This window comes from Acidovorax sp. LjRoot204 (assembly GCF_056175785.1).
This window is the reverse complement of sequence record NZ_JBGFFF010000027.1, coordinates 19471-39859: the sequence shown is the minus strand read 5'-3', so window position 1 is coordinate 39859 and position 20389 is coordinate 19471. Positions and strand designations below refer to the sequence as shown.

The following is a 20389-nucleotide window of genomic DNA, read 5'->3' as shown; positions in this document are numbered from 1 at the left end:
GTGAGGTGTTCCGCATTGGCTCGCTCACGCCCATCACCGGCGCAGGCAGCCCCTACGGCCCGGGCATGCAGCAGGCCATTCGTCTGGCCGTGGACGAGGTCAATGCCGCGGGCGGCGCGGGTGGGCGCAAGCTTGAACTCTTCACCGAAGATGACCAGACCAAGCCCGACGCGGCCGTGCTGGCCGCCAAGAAGCTGATCGAGGTGAACAAGGTGCAGGCGGTGCTGGGCACCTGGGCCTCGGGCGTGACGCTGGCGGTGATGCCGCTGACCGACGCGGCAGGCATCATCCAGATGAACGTGTCGGGTGCGCCCGCCATTTCCACGCTGGACACCAAGGACCTGGTGTGGCGCTTTCAGGCCACCAACGACCGCTTTGGCGCGGCCTTTGCCGAGATCTGCACCAAGCGCGGCTTCAAGCGCCCGGCCACCATGGCGTTCAACAACGCATCCGGCCTGGGCAACGTGGAAGGCTTCACGAAGGCCTGGGAGAAACGCGGCGGCAAGGTGGCGGCCCATGTCACTTACGAACCCAGCCGCCCCAGCTACCGCAGCGAGCTGCAGAAGATCCTGGCCGCCAAGCCCGATGTGATCGTGATGGGCTCGTACCTGCCCGACACCACCATCATCCTGCGCGAGTGGTTCCAGTCCGGTGCCGACACCAAGTGGATCATCCCCGGCTGGGCGGCCAACCCCGACCTAGTGAAGGCCCTGGGCGCAGAGGTGTGTGAAGGCATCATTTCGGTGGACACGGTGTCCAACGAAAAGAGCGCCTCCTACGCCCAGTTTGATGCCGCCTTCACCAAGGCCACGGGCAAGGCCGCGTCCACCAACATCTACGCCGCCATGGCGTACGACATGGTGATCTCGCTGGCGCTGGCCATGGAGGCCGCTGGCCCCAAGGCCACGGTAGAGCAGATCAACGCCAAGATGCGCGATGTCTCCAACGCCCCCGGCACGGCCGTGTTCACCTTTGCCGAAGGCAAGGCGCAACTGGCCAAAAAAGCCAAGGTGAACTACGAAGGCGCATCGAGCAAGCTGGACTTTGACAAGGCGGGCGATGTGACGCCGGACTTTGGCGTGTTCATCATCGAAAAGGGCCAGCTGGTGCGGCGCGACRTGGTGTCCATCACGATGTGATGGACCGCGCCCGGTGCGCCTGCCAGGTGCAGGCCCCGGGCATTTTTTTGCGGCGCACAGCGCAGATGTGCACGGGATGACGGAATGACGCAATGACCTGGATCGACTTTGTAAACCTGCTGATCAACGGATTGATCGAAGGCCTGGTGGTGGCACTGCCCGCCCTGGCCATGACCCTGGTGATGGGTGTCAACCGCTTTCCCAACGCAGCCACGGGCGACATGCTCACCACCGGCGCCTACGCTGCCGTGGCGGTGCAGCTGCTGGGTGGCTGGCCGCTGTGGGCGGCGGCGCTCATCAGCATGGTGGTCACGGCCGTGGTGTCGGCGGGCTCGTACACGCTGATCTTTCGCAAGCTGGCCGGGCGGCCCATGGTGTCGTCCATGCTTGCGGCCATTGGCCTCGGGTTTTTGCTGCGCAGCCTGATCGGTTTTTTTGCCGGGCATGACCAGCGCACGTTTGACCTGCCCCTGGTGCGCGCCTGGAACTTTGGCGGTATTCGCGTGTTGCCCACCGACCTGGCCATTGCGGCGGTGGCCGCCGTTTGCCTGCTGGTGGTGTTTGTGCTGATCTACCGCACCAGCTTTGGCCGCCAGCTGCGCGCCGTGGCCGACAGTGCGGACCTGGCGCGGGCCAGCGGCATCCGTGCCAATGGGTTGATGCTGAGCCTCTGGTTGCTGGTAGGTGCCTTGTCCTCGCTGGGCGGCGTACTGCTGGGCATGAAGGCCGTGGTCAGCCCCGAGATGGGGTGGGAGAGCCTGATCCCCGCGTTTGCCGCCATGGTGCTGGGCGGCATTGGTAGCCCGGTGGGCGCGGTGCTGGGTGCGCTGCTGCTGTGTGTGGCGCAAGAGCTGGCGGTGCCACTGATGGGGCCGTCGTACAAGCTGGTGCTGTCGTTTGTGGTGTTGGCCCTGGTGCTGCTGGTGCGCCCGGCGGGCATCATGGGCCGCGTGCAACTGGTGCGGTAAGGAGTTCGACCGATGATTGCTTACCTGTGTGCCATTGGCATCGTTGCGCTTATCTATTGCCTGCTGGCGCTGGGCCTGAACCTGCAGTTCGGCCTGACCCGGCTGGTCAATTTTGGCGTCGTGGCGTTCTTTGCCGTGGGCGCCTACACCTCGGGCCTGCTGGCGCTGCAAGGCGTGCCGCTGGTGCTGTGTTTTGTGGCCGCGGCTGTGCTCTCTGGCTTGCTGGCGCTGCCCATTGGCCTGCTGTCGCTGCGCCTGCGCGATGACTACCTGGCCATCGTGACACTGGGCTTTTCGGAGGCGGTGCGCATCTCCATCCAGCAAGAAAGCTGGCTGACCAAGGGCGTGCAGGGCTTGCCCGGCTTGCCCAAGCTGTTTGCGTCCTGGGGCAGCGGTGTGTCGGACATGGCAATTTTTGCCACGCTGCTGGCGGTGGTTGCTGTGGTGGCCTGGGGCACAGTGCGCCTGGCGGCCAGCCCGTTTGGGCGGCTGCTTAAGGCCATTGGCGACGATGAGCCCGCGTTGTCGGCCCTGGGCAAGGACCCTGCCTGGTTCAAGGTGCAGGTGTTCATGCTGGGGGCGGCGCTGGCGGGTGTAGCGGGGGCGTTCTACGCGCACTTCATCACCTTCATCACGCCAGAGCAGTTCATCCCGCTCATCACGTTTTATGTGTGGATGGGACTGGTGATGGGCGGCTCGGGCACGGTGCGCGGCGCGGTGTTTGGCTCGCTGCTGCTCATGGTGTTTCTGGAGGGCTCGCGCTTTGCCAAGGACTGGGTGCCGGGCGTGTCAGAAGTTGGCATGGCCAGCCTGCGTTTGGCTGCGGTGGGCCTGGCGCTGATTCTGGTCACCCTGTACAAGCCCAACGGCCTGTTTGGAGGCAAAAACCAATGACCGCAACAACGATGCTGAAGGTGGAGGCCGTCACGCGGCAATTCGGGGGCTTCAAGGCGGTGGACGGTGTGTCGCTGCAATTGAACGCAGGTGAGATTCTGGGCATTGCAGGCACCAACGGTGCGGGCAAAAGCACACTGTTTGCCGCCATTGCCGGGCAGCAGCCAGCGGATGCAGGGCAGATCGAGTTTGAGGGGCAGGACATCACCCGTATGCCCCCCTACCGCCGCGCGCGGCTGGGGCTGGTGCGCACGTTCCAGATTCCGCGCGAGTTCAAGAGCCTCACGGTGCACGAGAACCTGATGGCGGCTGCCGCCAACCCGCAAGGGGAGCGGCTGGTGAATGCCTTCTTCCAGACGCGCAGCCTGCGCGAACACGAGGCGCAGTTGTCTGCCAAGGCGGACCGCATCCTCCAGTTTTTGAACCTGGCGCGGGTGCGCGATGTGAAGGCGGGGGGCTTGTCGGGCGGGCAGAAGAAGCTGGTGGAGTTGGGCCGGGTGCTGATGCTGGACCCGCGCTGCATCTTGCTGGACGAGCCGTTTGCCGGGGTGAACCCGGTGCTGATCGAAGAGATCTGTGACCGCGTGCGCGAGCTGAACGGGCGGGGCATCGCGTTCATCGTGATCGAGCACCACCTGCAGGCACTCAAATCGCTGTCCAACCGCATGATCGTGATGGACCGGGGCTCCATCCTGGCCGAGGGCGACCCGCACACGGTGCTGGACGACCCGCGTGTGCAGGAAGCCTACATGGGAGGGGTGGTATGAGCGGCGCAGACAACTTGCTGCAGATCGCGCAATTGCGCGGCGGGTATTCCGAGGTGGACATCATCCACGGCATTGATCTGGCCGTGGCGCCGGGCGAGATCGTGACCATTGCGGGCACCAACGGTGCGGGCAAATCCACGTTGGTGAAGGCGCTGCTGGGCCTGTTGCCACGGGTGGCGGGTACCATCCACCTGGGTGGGCGCGAAATCACGGCCTTGTCGGCCGAAGACCGCTTTGACGCAGGGCTGGCCTACGTGCCGCAGGTGGCCAATGTGTTCCCGTCGCTCACCGTGCGCGAGAACCTGTTGGTGGTGCGCGGCGTGGCAAACATCAAGCGCCGCATGGACGAGGTGCTGGCCGACTTTCCGGCGCTGGTGGAACGTTTGCCTCAGCCCGCCAGCAACCTCTCGGGCGGCGAGCGCCAGCAGCTCGCCTTTGCGCGGGCCCTCATGCCTTCGCCCCGCATCATGGTGCTGGACGAACCCACGGCAGCGCTGGCACCCTCGCTGGTCGGCAAGGTGTTTGACATGGTGCAAAAGCTGCCCGCAGCGGGCGTGGCGGTGCTGATGGTGGAGCAGCGCGCGCGCCAGGCGCTGCAGATCAGCCAGCAGGGCTACATCCTGGACCAGGGGCGGTGCGTGTTGCAGGGCCCCGCACACGGGCTGCTGGCCGATGAGCGCATGGCGCAGCTTTACCTGGGCAACCACTGAGCCACAGGGCACCCAGCCCTGAATGAAGAACACCGAGGAGGCTGCACGCCTGCTCGGTGTTTTGCTATATATTCAATAGCTACTAGCGCATGTTTTACTAGCGCTAGCGGCTGTTTTGATGCTTAGCGAAGCACCAGCACAGGGATGTGCGAATGCGTCAGCACATGCTGCGTTTCGCTGCCCAACAGCAGGCGCTTGAGGCCCTTGCGGCCGTGCGATGCCATCACGATCAGGTCGCACTTGTGCTTCTTGGCGGCTGCAATCACGGCTTCGGCCACCAGGTCGGACTTGGCGACCACAGCCTTCACGGTCACGCCTTGCGCGCCGCCCTGGGCTTTCACGCCATCGACCATGGCCTGTGCGGCATCGCCCCACTGGGCTTCGATGCGTTTGACGTCGTTCATGTCCACCGGCATGCCGCCTTCAAAGTAGCTGCGGGGGTAGCGGGGCACCACCTTGAGGGCGACCACGGTGGCGCCGGTCAGTGCGGCCAGGGACAGGCCATGTTCCACCGCTTTGTCCGACAGAGGGGATCCGTCTGTGGCGATCAGGATGCGTTTGTACATAAAAGGGCTCCTCAAAGTGATGGAACAAGCTTAGGATGAATCATGTTCCGGGGCTTGATCCAGGTCAATGTAGTTGTCATGCCCCACAGATAGGCTTGAACCATGTCCATGTTTCAACCCGGTGCGCCGGCTTCTTCTGCGGTGCATCCTTCTGACAGCGTGGCAGATCCGTTGCCGCCGCAGCGGGTAGAGCTGCTGGATGACCCCCAGGAATGGCTGGCGTTCGGCCGACCCTGCACCCCTGCCGGTAGCCCCTTGCCAGGTGGCGCCACCGACCCTGCAACGGCCGACGGTGCAGCCACCGCATGGGACTCCCATGTGGTGCTGGAGGGCATGCACTGCGCGGCCTGTGCCCTCACGATCGAAGACGCCCTGCGGGCCGTGCCCGGCGTGTTGCAAGCCGATGTGAGCGCCGCTACGCGCCGGGCGCGCGTGGTGTGGCAGCCTGGCCGGGTATTGCCGTCGCAGTGGATGGAGGCCGTGCGCCACGCGGGTTACCGTGCCATGCCCGCCATGGATGCGTTTGCGCGCGACCAGCGCCTGCGCGAGAGCCGCCGTGCGCTGTGGCGCTGGCTGGTGGCGGGCTTTTGCATGATGCAGGTGATGATGTATGCGTGGCCCGCCTACGTGGCACAGCCGGGCGACCTGTCGGGCGAGATGGAGCAACTGTTGCGCTGGGCCTCCTGGGTCATCACGCTGCCCATGGTGGTCTTTTCCTGCGGTCCATTTTTTACCAGCGCGCTGCGCGACATTCGCCTGCGCCGCGTCAGCATGGACCTGCCCGTGGCGTTGGGCATGGCCATCACGTTCGTGGTCAGCACCGCTGGCACTTTTGACCCTGCAGGTATCTTTGGCAAGGAGGTGTACTACGACTCCTTGACCATGTTCGTGTTCTTCCTGCTCACCGGCCGCTGGCTGGAGCTGCGCCTGCGGGATCGCACGGCGGGTGCGCTGGAGGCCGTGATGAACCGCCTGCCCGACAGTGTGGAGCGGCGCGCGGCGGATGGCAGCTTCACCCGCGTGGCCACGCGGCGCATTGTGGTGGGGGACACCATCCGTGTGCTGCCCGGCGAGGCGTTTCCTGCCGACGGCCGCATCACAGCAGGCAGCACCCACGCCGATGAGGCTCTGCTGACGGGCGAATCCACACCCGTTGCACGCCCTGTCGGCAGCACCGTGACGGCGGGCAGCTACAACCTGCAGGCGCCGGTCGAGGTGCTGGTGGAAGGCACAGGTGGGCAAACCCGCTTTGCGCAGATCGTGGCACTGATGGAGAGCGCATCGCTGCAAAAGCCACGGCTGGCGCAGCTGGCGGACCGCATCGCGCGGCCTTTCCTGGTCGCCGTGTTGCTGGCGGCGGCGCTGGCGGCTGCCTACTGGTGGCCGTCGGACCCCGGGCATGCGCTGATGGTGGCGGTGGCCGTGCTCATCGTCACCTGCCCGTGCGCGTTGTCACTGGCCACCCCGGTGGCCATGCTCACGGCGGCAGGCACGCTGGCGCGCCACGGCGTGCTGGTGCGCAATCTGCAGGGGCTGGAGGCGTTGGCCCAGGTGGACACCATGGTGTTTGACAAGACCGGTACGCTGACCCGCGACGGCATGGCGCTGCAAGCGGTGCATCCTGCGGGCAGTTGCAGCGCAGAAGAGGCGCTGGACTTGGCCGCAGCGCTCGCGCGCCAGTCCATGCACCCGGCTTCGCGGGCCTTGGCTGCGGCGGCTTCTGCACAGCAGCTGCCGTTGGGGCGTTGGCAGGTGATGGGTCTGCAAGAGGATGCAGGGCAGGGGCTGACTGCTACCGTGGAGGACACCACCGGGGCAGCAGTTGCTCGCACGATCCGCCTGGGCTCTGCCCGCCATGCGGGCGTTGCCAACGATGCAGGCGGTGCTGCGCTGCAGGTCGTGCTCTCTGAGCAATCGGCAGATGGAGCCTTGTGCGAACTGGCCCGCTTTGATCTGGTGGAAGACCTGCGGGCCGAGGCCTCCGCCGTGGTGCACGCCTTGCAGCAGGACGGTGTGGCCGTGCAATTGCTGTCGGGTGACCGCCGGGGTGCAGTGCAGCGGGTGGCCGCGCAGGCGGGCATTGCCCAGGCCCAGGGCGAGTGCACTCCGCAGGGCAAGCTGGCCGCGCTGCAGGCACTGCAGTCGCAAGGACACCACGTGGCCATGGTGGGCGATGGCCTCAATGACGGCCCGGTGCTTGCGGGGGCCCATGTCTCTTTTGCCTTCGGCCGCGCAGTGCCACTGGCGCAGTCCCGGGCAGACTTTGTGGTACTGGGCGACAGCCTGTTGCTGGTGCCGCAAACGGTGCTGCTGGCACGCCGCACCCTGCGCGTGGTGCGCCAGAACCTGTGGTGGGCTGCGGCCTACAACGCGCTGTGTGTGCCGCTGGCGGTGCTGGGCTGGATGCCTGCTTGGCTGGCCGGGCTGGGCATGGCGCTGAGTTCGCTGCTGGTGGTGCTCAACGCAGCGCGCCTGGCGCGCGACCTGCCTTCCTTGCCTGGCTCGCACAGTGCGCCATTGCCCACGGTGGCGTTGCCTGCACGACCCGACCCCCTGGCTGGCAGCGCGCCGCAGCCGCCCCTTGATCTTTCCAAGAACCCGCTGGAGCTTGTCTGATGGACATCCTTTATTTGCTGATTCCTCTGTCCGTGATGCTGGTGCTCCTGATTCTGGGAGGCCTGTGGTGGGCCGTGTACCACGGCCAGTTCGAGAGCGTCGAACAAGAGGGGGAGCGCATTCTCCGAGACGGTTGACTTGTGTCAATGCCCGATAGCCGCGACTGCAACAAACTCTTACTGCAATACAAAGAGGTGCCCGATGGATTTTCCAAAAACAAATGCTGCGCACTACAACGATACGGTAGTGCGGCAGTTCTCTATCCTGGCCGTGGTGGTGGGGGTGGTCGGCATGCTGGTGGGCGTCATCATCGCCGCCCAGTTGGCCTGGCCAGAACTCAACTTTGGCATTCCGTGGCTGAGTTATGGCCGCTTGCGACCTTTGCACACCAATGCGGTGATCTTTGGTTTTGGCGGCAGCGCGCTGTTTGCTACCAGCTACTACGTGGTGCAGCGCACCTGCCAGGTCCGGCTTTTTGCCGGCCCACTGGCTGCATTCACCTTTTGGGGCTGGGTGCTGGTCATTGCGGCAGCGGTCGTCAGCCTGCCCATGGGGTACACCCAAGGCAAGGAATACGCTGAACTTGAATGGCCCATTGACATCCTGATCACGCTGGTCTGGGTGTCCTATGCCATCGTGTTCTTCGGAACCATTGGCACCCGCAAGGTCAAGCACATCTATGTGGCCAACTGGTTCTTTGGTGCCTTCATCCTGGCCGTGGCTCTGCTGCACCTGGTGAACAGCGCAGCCATCCCTGCGGGCATGATGAAGAGCTACTCGGCCTATGCCGGYGTGCAGGACGCCATGGTGCAATGGTGGTACGGCCACAATGCAGTGGGCTTCTTCCTSACCRCKGGCTTCCTGGGCATGATGTACTACTTCATCCCCAAGCAGGCGGGCCGTCCGGTGTACAGCTACCGCCTGTCGATCGTCCACTTCTGGGCGCTGATCTTCACGTACATGTGGGCGGGCCCACACCACCTGCACTACACSGCGCTGCCKGACTGGACGCARTCGSTGGGCATGGTGTTCTCGCTSATCCTGCTYGCSCCSAGCTGGGGCGGCATGATCAACGGCRTCATGACSCTSTCGGGCGCMTGGCACAAGCTGCGYRMCGACCCSATCCTGCGCTTCCTGATCGTGKCGCTGTCGTTCTACGGCATGTCSACSTTCGARGGYCCGATGATGTCSATCAAGACSGTCAAYGCCCTGASCCACTACACCGACTGGACCATYGGCCACGTGCACTCCGGCGCCCTGGGCTGGGTGGGTCTGATCTCGATGGGTTCGCTGTACTACCTGGTGCCACGCCTGTTCGGCAAGGACAAGATGCACTCTGTCAAAGCGATCGAGCTGCACTTCTGGATGGCCACCATCGGCATCGTGCTGTACATCGCAGCGATGTGGATTGCCGGCGTGATGCAGGGCCTGATGTGGCGCGCGGTCAACCCCGACGGCACCCTGACCTACACCTTCGTGGAAAGTGTGAAGGCCACCTATCCCTTCTATGTGATCCGTGTGGCGGGTGGCTTGCTGTACCTGGGCGGCATGCTGGTCATGGCCTGGAACGTGTGGCTGACTGCCATCTCGGGCCGTTCGGTCAAGGTGGCCATTCCTGCTGTGAACGCGGCCCACGCTTGAGTCCGAAGGAGATCATTCATGTCCAACAACAACACATCTGCTTCGACCGGTTTCTCCCATGAAAAGGTGGAGACCAACAACTTTCTGATGATCGTGCTCATCCTGATTGTGATCGCCATTGGTGGTCTGGTCGAGATCGTGCCCCTGTTCTTCCAGAAGTCCACGACCGAGGCGGTCAAGGGCGTGGAGCCCTACAACGCCCTGCAGCTGGCGGGCCGCGACATCTACATCCGCGAGGGTTGCTACAACTGCCATTCGCAGATGATCCGCCCCTTCCGCGCCGAGACGCTGCGCTACGGGCACTACTCGGTGGCGGGCGAGTTTGTGTATGACCATCCCTTCCAGTGGGGCAGCAAGCGCACGGGGCCTGACCTGCACCGCGTGGGTGGCAAGTACAGCGACGAATGGCATCGCATCCACCTGAACAACCCCCGCGATGTGGTGCCCGAGTCCAACATGCCCGCGTACCCCTGGCTCGAAAAGAACCAGGTGGACCCTGCAGTGATGGCTCCCCGCATGAAGGCCCTGCGCACCGTAGGCGTGCCTTACACCGACGAGCAGATCACTGCTGCGGCGGGCGAGGTCAAGGGCAAGACGGAGCAGGACGCGCTCATCGCCTACCTGCAAGTCATGGGCCGTGCGCTCAAGTAAGCAAAGGAGATATCCCATGGACATCACCACCATGCGCATCGTCGCCACCCTGGCATCGATGGCCTGCTTCATTGGCATCTGGGTCTGGGCCTACCGAGGCCGCAACAAGGCCCGGTTCGACGAGGCAGCCCAGCTGCCTTTCGAGACAGATTGACCTTCACCAGAACGAGAACACCCCATGAGTGACTTCACCAGCAATTTCTGGTCGGTCTTTGTGACCACGCTGACCCTGGTCGGCATCATCGCCTGCGGCATCCTGCTTTGGATGGCAGGCCGCAAGAAGGTGGTTGCCACCTCCGACAACACCACCGGCCACGTCTGGGACGAGGACCTGGTTGAAATGAACAACCCCCTGCCGCGCTGGTGGGTGTGGCTGTTCGTCATCACCATCGTCTTTGGCCTGGGCTACCTGGCTGCCTACCCAGGTCTGGGCAGCTTTACCGGCAAGCTCAACTGGACGCAAAAGGGGGAGTACGAAGCCGAAATGGCCAAGGCCAAGACGGAGCTGGAGCCCCTGTATGCCCGCTTTGTATCCATGAAGCCCGAAGACGTGGCCAAGGACCCGCAGGCCCATGCCATTGGTGAGCGCTTGTTCATGAACAACTGCGCGCAGTGCCACGGCTCGGATGCACGCGGCAGCAAGGGCTTCCCGAACCTGACGGACAACGACTGGCTGCATGGCGGCACACCCGAAAAGATCCGCGAGACACTGGAGAAGGGCCGCATCGGCAACATGCCTCCCATGGCAGCGGCCGTGGGCACCCCAGAAGACGTGCGCAATCTGTCGCATTACGTGTTGAGCCTGTCGGGTAGCCCSCACGACTCGCTGCGTGCATCGCTGGGCAAGTCCAAATTTGCGGCTTGCGCGGCCTGCCACGGCATGGATGGCAAGGGCAACCAGGCACTGGGTGCACCCAATCTGACCGACGATATCTGGCTGCATGGCTGGGGCGAGGCTGCCATCACGGCCATGATCAACAACGGAAAGGTCAACCAGATGCCTGCACAGGCCGAGAAGTTGACCGAGGCGCAGATCGGCGTACTCTCTGCCTATGTGTGGAGCCTGTCGAACAAGCAGGTGGCTGCACGTTGATATGTCCACCGGGCGGTGCTTGAGGCACTGCCCGGGTTTTCTTTTCAGAGTAAGCATGTCCTCCGTTCATAAAGCGACACCATGAGCACACCCAGCGAGCCTGCTCGCAAGGTCATCCCGATTACGCCAGTCGCCGCCGATGCGTCCTCTGCGGGCGAGATCATCTCGCTGTACGAAGCGCAAAAGAAGATATACCCGCGCTCGATCAGCGGATTGTTTGCGCGCTGGCGTTGGGGCATGGTGCTTTTGACGCAGCTGGTGTTTTACGGGCTACCGTGGTTTGAATGGGGCCAGCGCCAGATGGTGCTGTTTGATCTGGGGGCTCGCAGGTTCTACATCTTTGGCCTGGTGCTCTATCCGCAGGATTTCATCTATCTCACCGGCCTTCTGATCATTTCGGCGCTGTCGCTGTTCCTCTTCACCGCCGTGGCAGGGCGCCTTTGGTGTGGCTTTGCCTGTCCGCAGACGGTGTACACCGAAATGTTCATGTGGATCGAGCACAAGATCGAAGGCGATCGCAGTGCCCGCCTCCGTCTGGACAACGGCCCCTGGACGTTCGAGAAGATCCGCAAAAAGTTTCTCAAGCAGGTGGTGTGGATCACCGTGGCCCTGTGGACTGGGTTCACTTTCGTAGGGTACTTCGTGCCCATCCGCGAACTGGGCAGCGAGCTGCTGGCGTTTGAAGGCGGTTGGCAGATTTTCTGGGTGCTGTTCTACGGTTTTGCCACCTACGGCAACGCAGGCTTCATGCGCGAGCAGGTCTGCAAGTACATGTGCCCCTATGCGCGCTTTCAGAGCGCAATGTTTGATAAAGACACGCTCATCGTCACCTACGACCCTGAGCGTGGCGAGCAGCGCGGCCCGCGCAAGAAGAACATTGACTACAAGGCCCAGGGACTTGGCGACTGCATTGACTGCTCGCTGTGTGTGCAGGTCTGTCCGGTGGGCATCGATATCCGCAAGGGCTTGCAATATGAGTGCATTGGTTGCGGGTTGTGTGTGGACGCCTGCAATACCGTAATGGACAAGATGCAGTACCCGCGTGGTCTGATCCGCTATTCCACCCAGAACGGCGTGGCCAAGCGCTGGACGCAGTCCCAGATGCTGCGTCGCGTGTTGCGTCCCCGTGTGCTGATCTACACCGCCGTGCTGGTAGCACTGTGCGTTGCCATGCTGGCCAGCCTGGTGGTGCGCACGCCGCTGAAGGTGGATGTCGTGCGTGACCGGGCCGCGCTCTCGCGCATTGTGGCGGGGGGCAAACTGGAGAATATTTACCGGCTGCAGATCATGAAYGCCACGGAGGGCGAACAGCGCTACCGCATCAGCGCGCGTGGACTGGAGGGGCTGGAGGTGGCCTCCGAGGCCGAAGTGGATATTGGCGCAGCAGAGTCGCGCTGGGTGGCCGTGCGTTTGCAGATTCCGTACGGTTCCGCCACGTCGGGCTCGCATGCGGTTCAGTTTGACGTGCAGGCCGTAGGGGCAGCTGCCCACGTGACGGAAAAATCCGTGTTTCTTGTGCCGCGTTGAGCGGCATCCCGGTGGGGCCTTTCAGGGTCGCACTTTGACCGATATTGTTGAGGAGTAGAGCACCATGTCTTCAAACCCTGCCATCGCTACACCGGCAGTTCCCGTGCCCTGGTGGAAGTTCGGCCATGTGTGGCTGGTGATTGCCGGGCCTGCCATCGTGATCGTGGCTGGCTTTGTGACGCTGTGGCTGGCGATTTCTCGGCCTGACCCGGTGGTGGCCGAGGATTACTACCGCCAGGGCATTGAGATCAATAAGACCTTGGTGGCACCGGAGAAAAGCCTGGCACCGGCACTCAAGGCCCGCAACCATGCGGCCACCCCCGTGCAAGACCAACCACGCTGACAACCCTCCGGTCGCTGTCCCCAGCGACCCCAGGCAGCACCAGGAGACAGAACCGATATGTGGACGCAACGCCTGATGTGGATTGCATGGCCCGCCTTCTTGATGGCGGGCGTGCTGGAGATGCTGGTTTTTGCCATGGTGGACCCCCAGGACCTGCACTGGTTCGGCCAGCCCCTGGCGCTGTCACGGCAAGGGGTGTACACCCTCGCATTTTTTGTGTTTTGGGCCATCACCATGGCCACGAGCGCATTGACGACACTGCTGTCCATGTCTCCGTTCGAGGTCAACCGGTGCCCGGTGCCCGATGGGGAGCGCCCCGACGATTGCCGCAAGACATCGTCCTGCCCCTGAGCCCTTTTCGCTTGCTTGTCTGGGCATGCAATGCATGCCGTTTCGCAAGAGATGGTTGTACTTTGTGCTGAACCGACCCTCTGCGTGGAAGTGGTTCAGTGTCAGTGTCGTCAGTGGCAGGTCTGCTGGCTGTTCACAATGCGTCGCAGGGCATCGGTGTCGAGAATGCGCACATGGCGCTGTTTGACTTCCACGATCCCTTCTTCCACAAACTTGGAGAAGGTCCGGCTGACCGTTTCGAGTTTGAGGCCGAGGTAGCTGCCGATTTCTTCGCGCGTCATGCGCAACACCAGTTCCGACTGCGAGAAGCCCCGTGCATGCAGGCGCTGCACCAAGTTTAGCAAAAAGGCAGCCAGGCGTTCCTCGGCACGCATGCTGCCCAGCAGCAACATCACGCCGTGCTCGCGCACGATCTCGCGACTCATGATCTTGTGCACGTGGTGCTGCAGGGCTGTGACTTCGCGTGACAGCTCTTCAATGCGGTCGAAAGGCATGACACACACTTCAGCATCTTCAAGTGCCACCGCATCACAGGTATGGTGGTCATTGACGATGCCGTCGAGCCCGATGATCTCGCCCGCCATCTGAAAGCCCGTGACCTGGTCGCGACCGTCTTCTGTGGCCACGCAGGTCTTGAAGAACCCGGTGCGGATGGCATACAGGGACGTGAAGGACTCGCCATTGCGAAACAGCGTGCCTCCGCGTTTGACTTTGCGACGGACGGCAACCACCTCGTCAATGCGCTGGAGCTGCTCTTCGTTCAAGCCCACGGGCATGCACAGCTCGCGGAGGTTGCAGTTGGAGCAGGCGACTTTGATGGTGAGCGGGTTCATAGGCACATGGACTTGGGTTGTTGGTCGAGCATATCGTGCTTGCCGTACACGAACCTGAATACAGGGCGCGGGCGAGCGGCTGACCTTCATCAAATTGTCGCCGTATCCCTTGTTGGTTCACTTGATGCAGGTCAAGGACATGTCCCGGAGCCTACGGCACAGTCAAGGTGTACGCAAGGAAATTTCCCCATGACTGCTGTTTCGCCAGATCTTCTGCGCCGCTTTGACGTGCCAGGGCCCCGTTATACGTCCTATCCAACGGCCGACCGATTTGTGGAGGCCTTCGGTCAGGAAGATTATGTGCTGGCGCTGCAACAGCGCCGTTCGGGCACGCTGGCCAAGACCATGCCGCTGTCCCTGTACGTGCACATCCCGTTTTGCGAATCCCTGTGCTACTACTGCGCCTGCAACAAGATCATCACCAAACACCATGACCGCGCCGAGGTCTACTTGCGCTACCTGAGCCGCGAGATCGACCTGCACACCGCGCACTGTGGCGTAGGACAGGTGGTGAGTCAATTGCACCTGGGCGGTGGCACGCCCACCTTCCTCTCAGATGCGGGCTTGCGGGAGCTGATGGCCATGCTCAAGCGCAGCTTCACGCTGGCGCCCGGGGGCGAATACTCGATCGAAGTGGATCCGCGCACGGTCAACTCCGAGCGTCTGGCGCTCCTGGCTGAATTGGGTTTTAACCGCCTGAGTTTTGGCGTGCAGGACTTTGATGCCGAAGTGCAAAAGGCCGTGCACCGCATTCAGCCTGCAGAGCAGGTTTTTGCGCTGGTGGAGTCCGCCCGCTCGCTGGGCTTTGATTCGGTGAACGTGGACCTGATCTACGGCCTGCCGCGCCAGACGCCAGAGTCTTTTGACCGCACGCTGGCGCAGGTGGCGCAGCTGCGGCCTGACCGCATTGCGTTGTATGCCTATGCACACTTGCCGGAGCGTTTCAAGCCACAGCGTCGCATCATCTCCGCCGAATTGCCCACGGGCGCGAGCAAGCTGTCCATGCTCTCGCGCTCACTCGATGCGTTCATGGACGCTGGGTATGTCTATGTGGGCATGGACCACTTTGCTCTGCCTACCGACGCACTGGCTGTGGCCAAGCGCCAGGGACGCTTGCACCGCAACTTCCAGGGCTACAGCACGCAGCCAGACTGCGACCTGATTGGGCTGGGCGTATCGGCCATCGGCCGGGTAGGGGCGACTTACAGCCAGAACTCCAAGACGCTGGACGAGTACTACGACTTCCTGGACCAGGGGCGGCTGCCTGTGGTCCGCGGGCTGGCCCTGACCCGCGACGACCTGGTGCGCCGCGCGGCCATCATGGCCCTGATGTGCCAGGGCGAGCTGCTGTTCGAGCCGATGGAGCAGGCGTGGTTGATCGATTTCCGCCAGTACTTCGCAGCAGAGTTGGCGCAGCTGGAGGGTATGCAGGAGCAGGGGTTGGTACGGGTGGGTCCGGAGGGCATTGAAGTGACCGCCACCGGGTGGTTCTTCGTGCGCGGTATCGCCATGGTTTTTGACCGTTATCTGCAGGCAGACCGCAACCGCGCCCGATTTTCGCGCATCATCTGACACCTATGCTTGCCACTGTTGGCTGGACCGCTTTGCTCATGGGACTCGCCGGCGGGTCCCATTGCTTGGCCATGTGTTCCGCGCCCTGCGGAGCATTGGTGCGGCAGGGCGGCGCAGCACAGGCGGACGGTGGCGCGGAGCAGGAGGTGCGCTGGGCGCCGCGTGGCGGTGCGCTGCAGCGCACAATGGCCTTTCACGCAGGGCGCCTGGTGGGGTATGCCAGCGCAGGTGCACTGGCGGCCTTGGCCATGGACAGTCTGGCATGGCTGACCCAGCAGACCAGCGCGCTGCGCCCCGCCTGGACACTCATGCATGTGGCGGTGATGGCCTGGGGGCTCATGATGATGGTGCAGTCTCGGCAGCCTGCCTGGGTGGAGCAGGCGGGCCGCTCCGTGTGGGCGCGTGTTCGTCCGCTGGTCGGGGCTCCGGGCGGAGTGATGGCGGCCGGGGTCCTGTGGGCCCTGATGCCTTGTGGACTGCTCTATTCGGCCCTGTTGGTCGCGGCGCTCAGCGGGGGGGCGCTGGAGGGGGCCCTCACCATGGCGCTGTTTGCCGTGGGCAGTGGGGTGTGGCTGGTGGGCGGCCCCTGGGCTTGGAGCAGCCTTCGCAACCGCCTGAATCTCGCGCGGGCGCAGTGGGGTACGAGGGCCGCAGGCGCCATGCTGTGCGCGGTAGCTGCCTGGGCACTGTGGATGGATCTCATTTACAAGCCGTCGCTCTGGTGCCGCTGAGCGCGCGGCGCTGATCCGTCCACATCACCCCAGTCGCCCCGCGGCTGGAAGGTGGGCGATGCCTTTGTCGCCGGGACTGGGGTGGTCCAGCCAGGCCCGCTTTCAGTCAAGTGTTGCCGGATCGCTGCGCGGCCTGCCGGTTCTTCGCCACGTCACTGGAACTGGTGATAATCTGCGCAACTATTGGTGGCATTGATGTCGCCATGTATCGTGCGCCTGACGTGAACTCATCCATCCTCATCGACATCAGCCAACTGCGTGTCGGCATGTACATCCAGCTCGACGTGGGCTGGATGCATCATCCGTTCCCGACCAGCAGTTTTCGGGTGGCGTCGTCGGAGCAGATCACCACCTTGCGGGAGCTGGGACTGACCGAGGTGCGTTACGTCCCCAAGAAGAGCGATCCTGAACTCCAGGAGCTGGTGCCGGCCGCCTGGAGCGTGCCTGAAATGACAGTGCCGCCGCCCAACGGCCTGGATGCGCCCGGGCCTGGCACGACCACTGTCGTTGACCCCGAGGCACAGCGTCGCCGCGAGCTGCTGGAAGCGCAAAACCGGGCCTTGGCTGCCTGCAACCAGCGTTTCTCGGAAGCCACGCGGCAGTACCAGTCCATGGAGCGCACGGTGTCAGAGCACCCGGACCAGGCCAGGGCCAAGGGGGAGGCACTGGTTTCGGGGTGTGTTACCGAACTGCTGGAAAACGGCGACTCCGTCATTCGGCTGCTGTCCGAGGGGGTGGGCGAGCGCAACGGATTGCATCCGATCAATGTGATGGTGATATCGCTGCTGCTGGGTCGGTCCCTGGGCATGAAAAGCGAGGAGCTGCACGATCTGGGTGTGGCCGCGTTGATCCATGACATCGGCAAGCTCAAGCTGCCGCCCAATCTGCGTCAGCCTACGCCCTCCATGATCCCCATGGAGCGCACGCGCTACGAGACCCACGTGGTGGAATCCGTGGCCTTGGCCAAACGCATGGGGTTTGCCGATGCGGTGCTGACGGCAGTGGCCCGGCACCACGAGATGTGTGACGGCAGCGGGTTTCCCCAACGCTTGAAGGGGCCTGACCTGGGGCGCATGAGCCAGGTCCTGGCACTGGTCAATCAATACGACCGGATGTGCAACCCGGCCATGGGAGTAACGGCGCTGACGCCCCATGAGGCGCTGTCTGTCATCTTTGCCCAGCTCAAGGCCCGTTTTGATTCGGTGGTTCTGGGGGCTTTCATTCGCATGATGGGGGTCTACCCGCCCGGTTCTATCGTGCAATTGGTCAATGACCGGTATGCCATCGTGGCCTCGGTCAACTCGTCGCGGCCGTTGCGGCCCAAGGTCATCGTGCACGACCCACGGGTGCCCAAGGAAGAGGCGCCGATCCTGGATCTGGAAACTGTCCCTGAACTGGGCATACGGCGCAGCCTCAAGCCTGCACAACTGCCGCGTGACGCGCTGGACTACCTGTCTCCCCGGCAGCGGATCTGTTACTTTTTTGAGCGAGCGGTCAGTCCCGGCCCTGACGAGGCTGCGGCGTGAACGATCTCCAATCGCTCGGGTGGCTGGATGGCCTGCAGGAGGCCGTGTGGCTCCTGGACGAGGCCAGCCAACACATCCTGCAAGTCAACGCATGCGCCGAGCGCCTCACCGGGTTGTCTGCCGCCGCCATGCGAGGGCGGTCTGTGCTGGACTTGGCCAGCACGCCCCAGGAGCTGGCGTTCTGGTCTGAGCCGGTTGATGTAATTGCGCAGGGCGTTCCTGCCCACACCAGTTTGCTGCGTGCTGATGGCAGCCTGGTGCCGGTGCAGCGTTGTGTCCGGCGGGTGCCATGGGGTGAGGGGGGGAGCTCGGTGCTGCTGCTGACCATGCTGGACCGCAGCCTCCAGGAGACCACCGAACGCGAGCTGGAGACACTGTTGTCCGAGCTGCGTGCCACGCTGGACTCTGCCGCCGATGGCATGCTGGTGTGTGGGCTGGATCGCCGTGTGCGTGCATTCAACCAGCGTCTGGCCCAGCTGTGGAGCCTGCCGCGCCAGTTGCTGGTCGAGCGCGACGATTCGGCGGTGTACGCCTTCATGGCGGACCAGGTGTCGGACCCTCGTTTCTATGCCGAGCGCCTGGCAGCCATTGACCGCGAGCCCATGCAGGAGAGCACCGACATTGTTGAGTTGCGCAATGGTGTGGTGCTGGAGATGCGCACGGTGCCGCAGTTCAGCCAGGGCCGTGCGGTGGGCCGGGTGTATTCGTTCCGGGACATCACCCGCCAGACCGAGATCCAGGCCAGCCTTCGCCTGGCTGCTCGCGTGTTCGAGTCCAGTCTGGATGCGATCTTCATCGCAGACAGCCAGCACCGCATCATGCGCATGAACCCGGGGTGTGAGCGGCTCGTGGGGCCCACGGCCAAGGGATTTGAAGGCTGTGTGGCGGCCTCGCTCTTTGGCGGTGGCTCGGATGCTTCGTTCATGGAGCAGGTCCTGCAGGGCTGGGCGCAGGATGGCTTCTGGGAAGGCGAGTTGTGGCTGCCCCGTGACAACGGTGCGTATTGTGCTGTCCAGTTGTCCTGGGTGGCCCTGCGGGATGATGAAGGGCGGCTGGTGCAAAGCATTGGCTTCATGCGCGACCTCACACTGCAGCACGCCGCACAAAAGCGAATCGAAGAGCTGGCCTACAGCGATGCCCTCACCGGTCTGCCCAACCGCCTGCTGCTGTCTCAGCGCGTGGATACCGCCATCCAGGGAGCACGCCAGAGCGACACCGGCTTTGCGATCCTGTTTTTGGACATGGACCGATTCAAGATCATCAATGACTCCCTGGGGCACCCCTTTGGGGACCGGGTGCTGCAACTGGTGGCCGAGCGTCTGCAGACCTGTTTGCGGCAAACCGACATGCTGTGCCGCCTGGGGGGGGATGAATTTGTCATCTATCTGCACGGTGGCGACGCATCCGTTGCGGAGAGCGTGGCGCGCCGGATTCTGGACGACATGCTCAAGCCCTTCATGCTCGACAGCATGGGCTTTTCGATCCAGTGCAGCATCGGTATTGCGCTGTACCCGCAGGATGGCGCTACGCTGGACGACCTTATCAAGCAGTCCGACACCGCGATGTACCGCGTCAAGGAGCGGGGGCGCGGCAGTTATGGCTTCTACCAGCCGCAGATGAACGCCAACCTGCTCGCGCGCATGCAGATGGAACATGCGATGCGCCAGGCGCTGGGTCTGCAGCGCATGGCTGTGCACTACCAGCCTCAGGTCAACATGGCGACCGGGCGCATCACCGGCGCCGAGGCGCTGTTGCGCTGGACGGATGCAGAGTTCGGCGCCGTGTCGCCCGCAGTGTTCATCCCGTTGGCCGAAGAGTCGGGTTACATCGTGACGCTGGGCGCCTGGGTGATGGAGCAAGCGGTGCGCGAGGCCGCCCTGTGGATGCACAGCGGCACGCCGATCATGATTTCCGTGAACGTGTCTGCGCTGGAGTTTCGCCAGCCCGATTTTGTGGATCGCATCACGCGCTTGCTGGCGGTGCATCAGCTGCCACCGACGTTGCTGGAGCTGGAACTGACAGAAACCATCCTGCTGCAGGACGCACAGGAGATGGAGCAGCGCCTGCGCGTGCTGGCCGACCTGGGCATTGGCCTGGCGATCGACGATTTCGGCACCGGCTATTCGAGCCTGGCCTATCTCAAGAAACTACCCATTCACAAGCTGAAGATCGACCAGTCCTTTGTGCGCGGCCTGCCCGACGACGATGGCGACCGTGCGATTGTCAGCGCCATCATCAGCATGGGTCGCGCCATGCACATCGAAGTGGTGGCCGAAGGGGTGGAGACTGAAACCCAGCAGGCGGTGCTGCAGCAAATGCAGTGCGAGCACTACCAGGGCTTTTTGTGTGCACCGGGGCTGCCGGCAGACCAGTTCCGCGCCATGCTGAGCCAACCCCTGCCGCTGAAGGCCCGGGGGCGTCACCGACCGCTGAGCACCTGAAGCTCCAGCGCTCAGCGACT

20 protein-coding genes are annotated in these 20389 nt (G+C 63.5%); 18 read left to right on the top strand and 2 right to left on the bottom strand.

From position 1 onward, the window contains the following. From AC04MI_RS07790 to AC04MI_RS07770, 5 genes are all read left to right on the top strand, one after another. Positions 1 to 1139: ABC transporter substrate-binding protein (locus AC04MI_RS07790; RefSeq protein ID WP_476497518.1), on the top strand; the 1139-nt coding region annotated here is incomplete at its 5' end. A 92-nt stretch (positions 1140 to 1231) separates the two neighbouring features. After that, positions 1232 to 2107, top strand: a complete 876-nt coding sequence (locus AC04MI_RS07785; RefSeq protein WP_057223312.1) for a branched-chain amino acid ABC transporter permease — start codon at positions 1232 to 1234, stop codon at positions 2105 to 2107. 12 nt (positions 2108 to 2119) lie between these two features. Next, positions 2120 to 3001, top strand: coding sequence for a branched-chain amino acid ABC transporter permease (locus tag AC04MI_RS07780; protein WP_099655863.1), 882 nt, complete (start codon positions 2120 to 2122; stop codon positions 2999 to 3001). Continuing rightward, the gene (locus AC04MI_RS07775) at positions 2998 to 3768 is read left to right on the top strand and encodes an ABC transporter ATP-binding protein (RefSeq protein WP_436079077.1); all 771 of its coding nucleotides are present in this window, start codon (positions 2998 to 3000) and stop codon (positions 3766 to 3768) included. Before AC04MI_RS07780 ends, AC04MI_RS07775 begins: the two co-directional genes overlap by 4 nt. Further along, on the top strand, positions 3765 to 4478 hold the full coding sequence (locus AC04MI_RS07770) for an ABC transporter ATP-binding protein (protein WP_436079076.1): 714 nt from the start codon (positions 3765 to 3767) through the stop codon (positions 4476 to 4478). Before AC04MI_RS07775 ends, AC04MI_RS07770 begins: the two co-directional genes overlap by 4 nt. 122 nt (positions 4479 to 4600) lie before the next feature. Here AC04MI_RS07770 and AC04MI_RS07765 read toward each other — a convergent pair whose 3' ends face one another. Beyond that, on the bottom strand, positions 4601 to 5044 hold the full coding sequence (locus tag AC04MI_RS07765) for a universal stress protein (RefSeq protein ID WP_056747152.1): 444 nt from the start codon (positions 5042 to 5044) through the stop codon (positions 4601 to 4603). A gap of 108 nt (positions 5045 to 5152) precedes the next feature. On the opposite strand from AC04MI_RS07765, the gene AC04MI_RS07760 reads away from it, so the two are divergent. The 9 genes from AC04MI_RS07760 (at position 5153) to AC04MI_RS07720 (ending at position 13266) form a co-directional block, all read left to right on the top strand. After that, the gene (locus AC04MI_RS07760) at positions 5153 to 7660 is read left to right on the top strand and encodes a heavy metal translocating P-type ATPase (RefSeq protein ID WP_436079213.1); all 2508 of its coding nucleotides are present in this window, start codon (positions 5153 to 5155) and stop codon (positions 7658 to 7660) included. Beyond that, a complete protein-coding gene (gene ccoS / locus AC04MI_RS07755; protein WP_010460651.1) occupies positions 7660 to 7797 on the top strand; it encodes a cbb3-type cytochrome oxidase assembly protein CcoS in 138 nt (45 codons plus the stop codon). The genes AC04MI_RS07760 and ccoS overlap by 1 nt, the downstream gene beginning before the upstream one ends. 64 nt (positions 7798 to 7861) lie before the next feature. After that, on the top strand, positions 7862 to 9301 hold the full coding sequence (ccoN, locus tag AC04MI_RS07750) for a cytochrome-c oxidase, cbb3-type subunit I (RefSeq protein WP_476497516.1): 1440 nt from the start codon (positions 7862 to 7864) through the stop codon (positions 9299 to 9301). 18 nt (positions 9302 to 9319) lie between these two features. After that, on the top strand, positions 9320 to 9952 hold the full coding sequence (gene ccoO / locus AC04MI_RS07745; protein WP_056747154.1) for a cytochrome-c oxidase, cbb3-type subunit II: 633 nt from the start codon (positions 9320 to 9322) through the stop codon (positions 9950 to 9952). A 16-nt stretch (positions 9953 to 9968) separates the two neighbouring features. Next, on the top strand, positions 9969 to 10106 hold the full coding sequence (locus AC04MI_RS07740; protein WP_015014811.1) for a CcoQ/FixQ family Cbb3-type cytochrome c oxidase assembly chaperone: 138 nt from the start codon (positions 9969 to 9971) through the stop codon (positions 10104 to 10106). Between the two features lie 24 nt (positions 10107 to 10130). Next, on the top strand, positions 10131 to 11045 hold the full coding sequence (gene ccoP / locus AC04MI_RS07735; protein WP_436079075.1) for a cytochrome-c oxidase, cbb3-type subunit III: 915 nt from the start codon (positions 10131 to 10133) through the stop codon (positions 11043 to 11045). An 81-nt stretch (positions 11046 to 11126) separates the two neighbouring features. Continuing rightward, complete coding sequence (ccoG, locus tag AC04MI_RS07730; RefSeq protein ID WP_099730652.1) at positions 11127 to 12572, top strand: cytochrome c oxidase accessory protein CcoG; 1446 nt, start codon at positions 11127 to 11129, stop codon at positions 12570 to 12572. A 64-nt stretch (positions 12573 to 12636) separates the two neighbouring features. Continuing rightward, positions 12637 to 12915, top strand: coding sequence for a FixH family protein (locus AC04MI_RS07725; protein ID WP_056064383.1), 279 nt, complete (start codon positions 12637 to 12639; stop codon positions 12913 to 12915). Between the two features lie 57 nt (positions 12916 to 12972). Continuing rightward, a complete protein-coding gene (locus AC04MI_RS07720; protein ID WP_056064380.1) occupies positions 12973 to 13266 on the top strand; it encodes a hypothetical protein in 294 nt (97 codons plus the stop codon). Positions 13267 to 13376: 110 nt separating this feature from the next. Here AC04MI_RS07720 and fnr read toward each other — a convergent pair whose 3' ends face one another. Next, positions 13377 to 14099 carry a fumarate/nitrate reduction transcriptional regulator Fnr gene (gene fnr / locus AC04MI_RS07715; protein WP_015014806.1) on the bottom strand — a complete coding sequence of 241 codons (723 nt, stop codon included), beginning with the start codon at positions 14097 to 14099 and terminating at the stop codon, positions 13377 to 13379. Between the two features lie 189 nt (positions 14100 to 14288). Between fnr and hemN the strand changes: the two genes are divergently transcribed. The 4 genes from hemN to AC04MI_RS07695 all read left to right on the top strand — a co-directional run bounded on the left by hemN (position 14289) and on the right by AC04MI_RS07695 (position 20369). Further along, complete coding sequence (hemN, locus tag AC04MI_RS07710) at positions 14289 to 15671, top strand: oxygen-independent coproporphyrinogen III oxidase (RefSeq protein WP_099730651.1); 1383 nt, start codon at positions 14289 to 14291, stop codon at positions 15669 to 15671. A gap of 5 nt (positions 15672 to 15676) precedes the next feature. After that, positions 15677 to 16402, top strand: coding sequence for a sulfite exporter TauE/SafE family protein (locus AC04MI_RS07705; RefSeq protein ID WP_146871361.1), 726 nt, complete (start codon positions 15677 to 15679; stop codon positions 16400 to 16402). A gap of 203 nt (positions 16403 to 16605) precedes the next feature. Then, complete coding sequence (locus AC04MI_RS07700; RefSeq protein WP_476497514.1) at positions 16606 to 17928, top strand: HD-GYP domain-containing protein; 1323 nt, start codon at positions 16606 to 16608, stop codon at positions 17926 to 17928. Then, positions 17925 to 20369 carry a putative bifunctional diguanylate cyclase/phosphodiesterase gene (locus AC04MI_RS07695; protein WP_436079073.1) on the top strand — a complete coding sequence of 815 codons (2445 nt, stop codon included), beginning with the start codon at positions 17925 to 17927 and terminating at the stop codon, positions 20367 to 20369. Before AC04MI_RS07700 ends, AC04MI_RS07695 begins: the two co-directional genes overlap by 4 nt. The last annotated feature ends 20 nt before the right edge of the window (positions 20370 to 20389 follow it).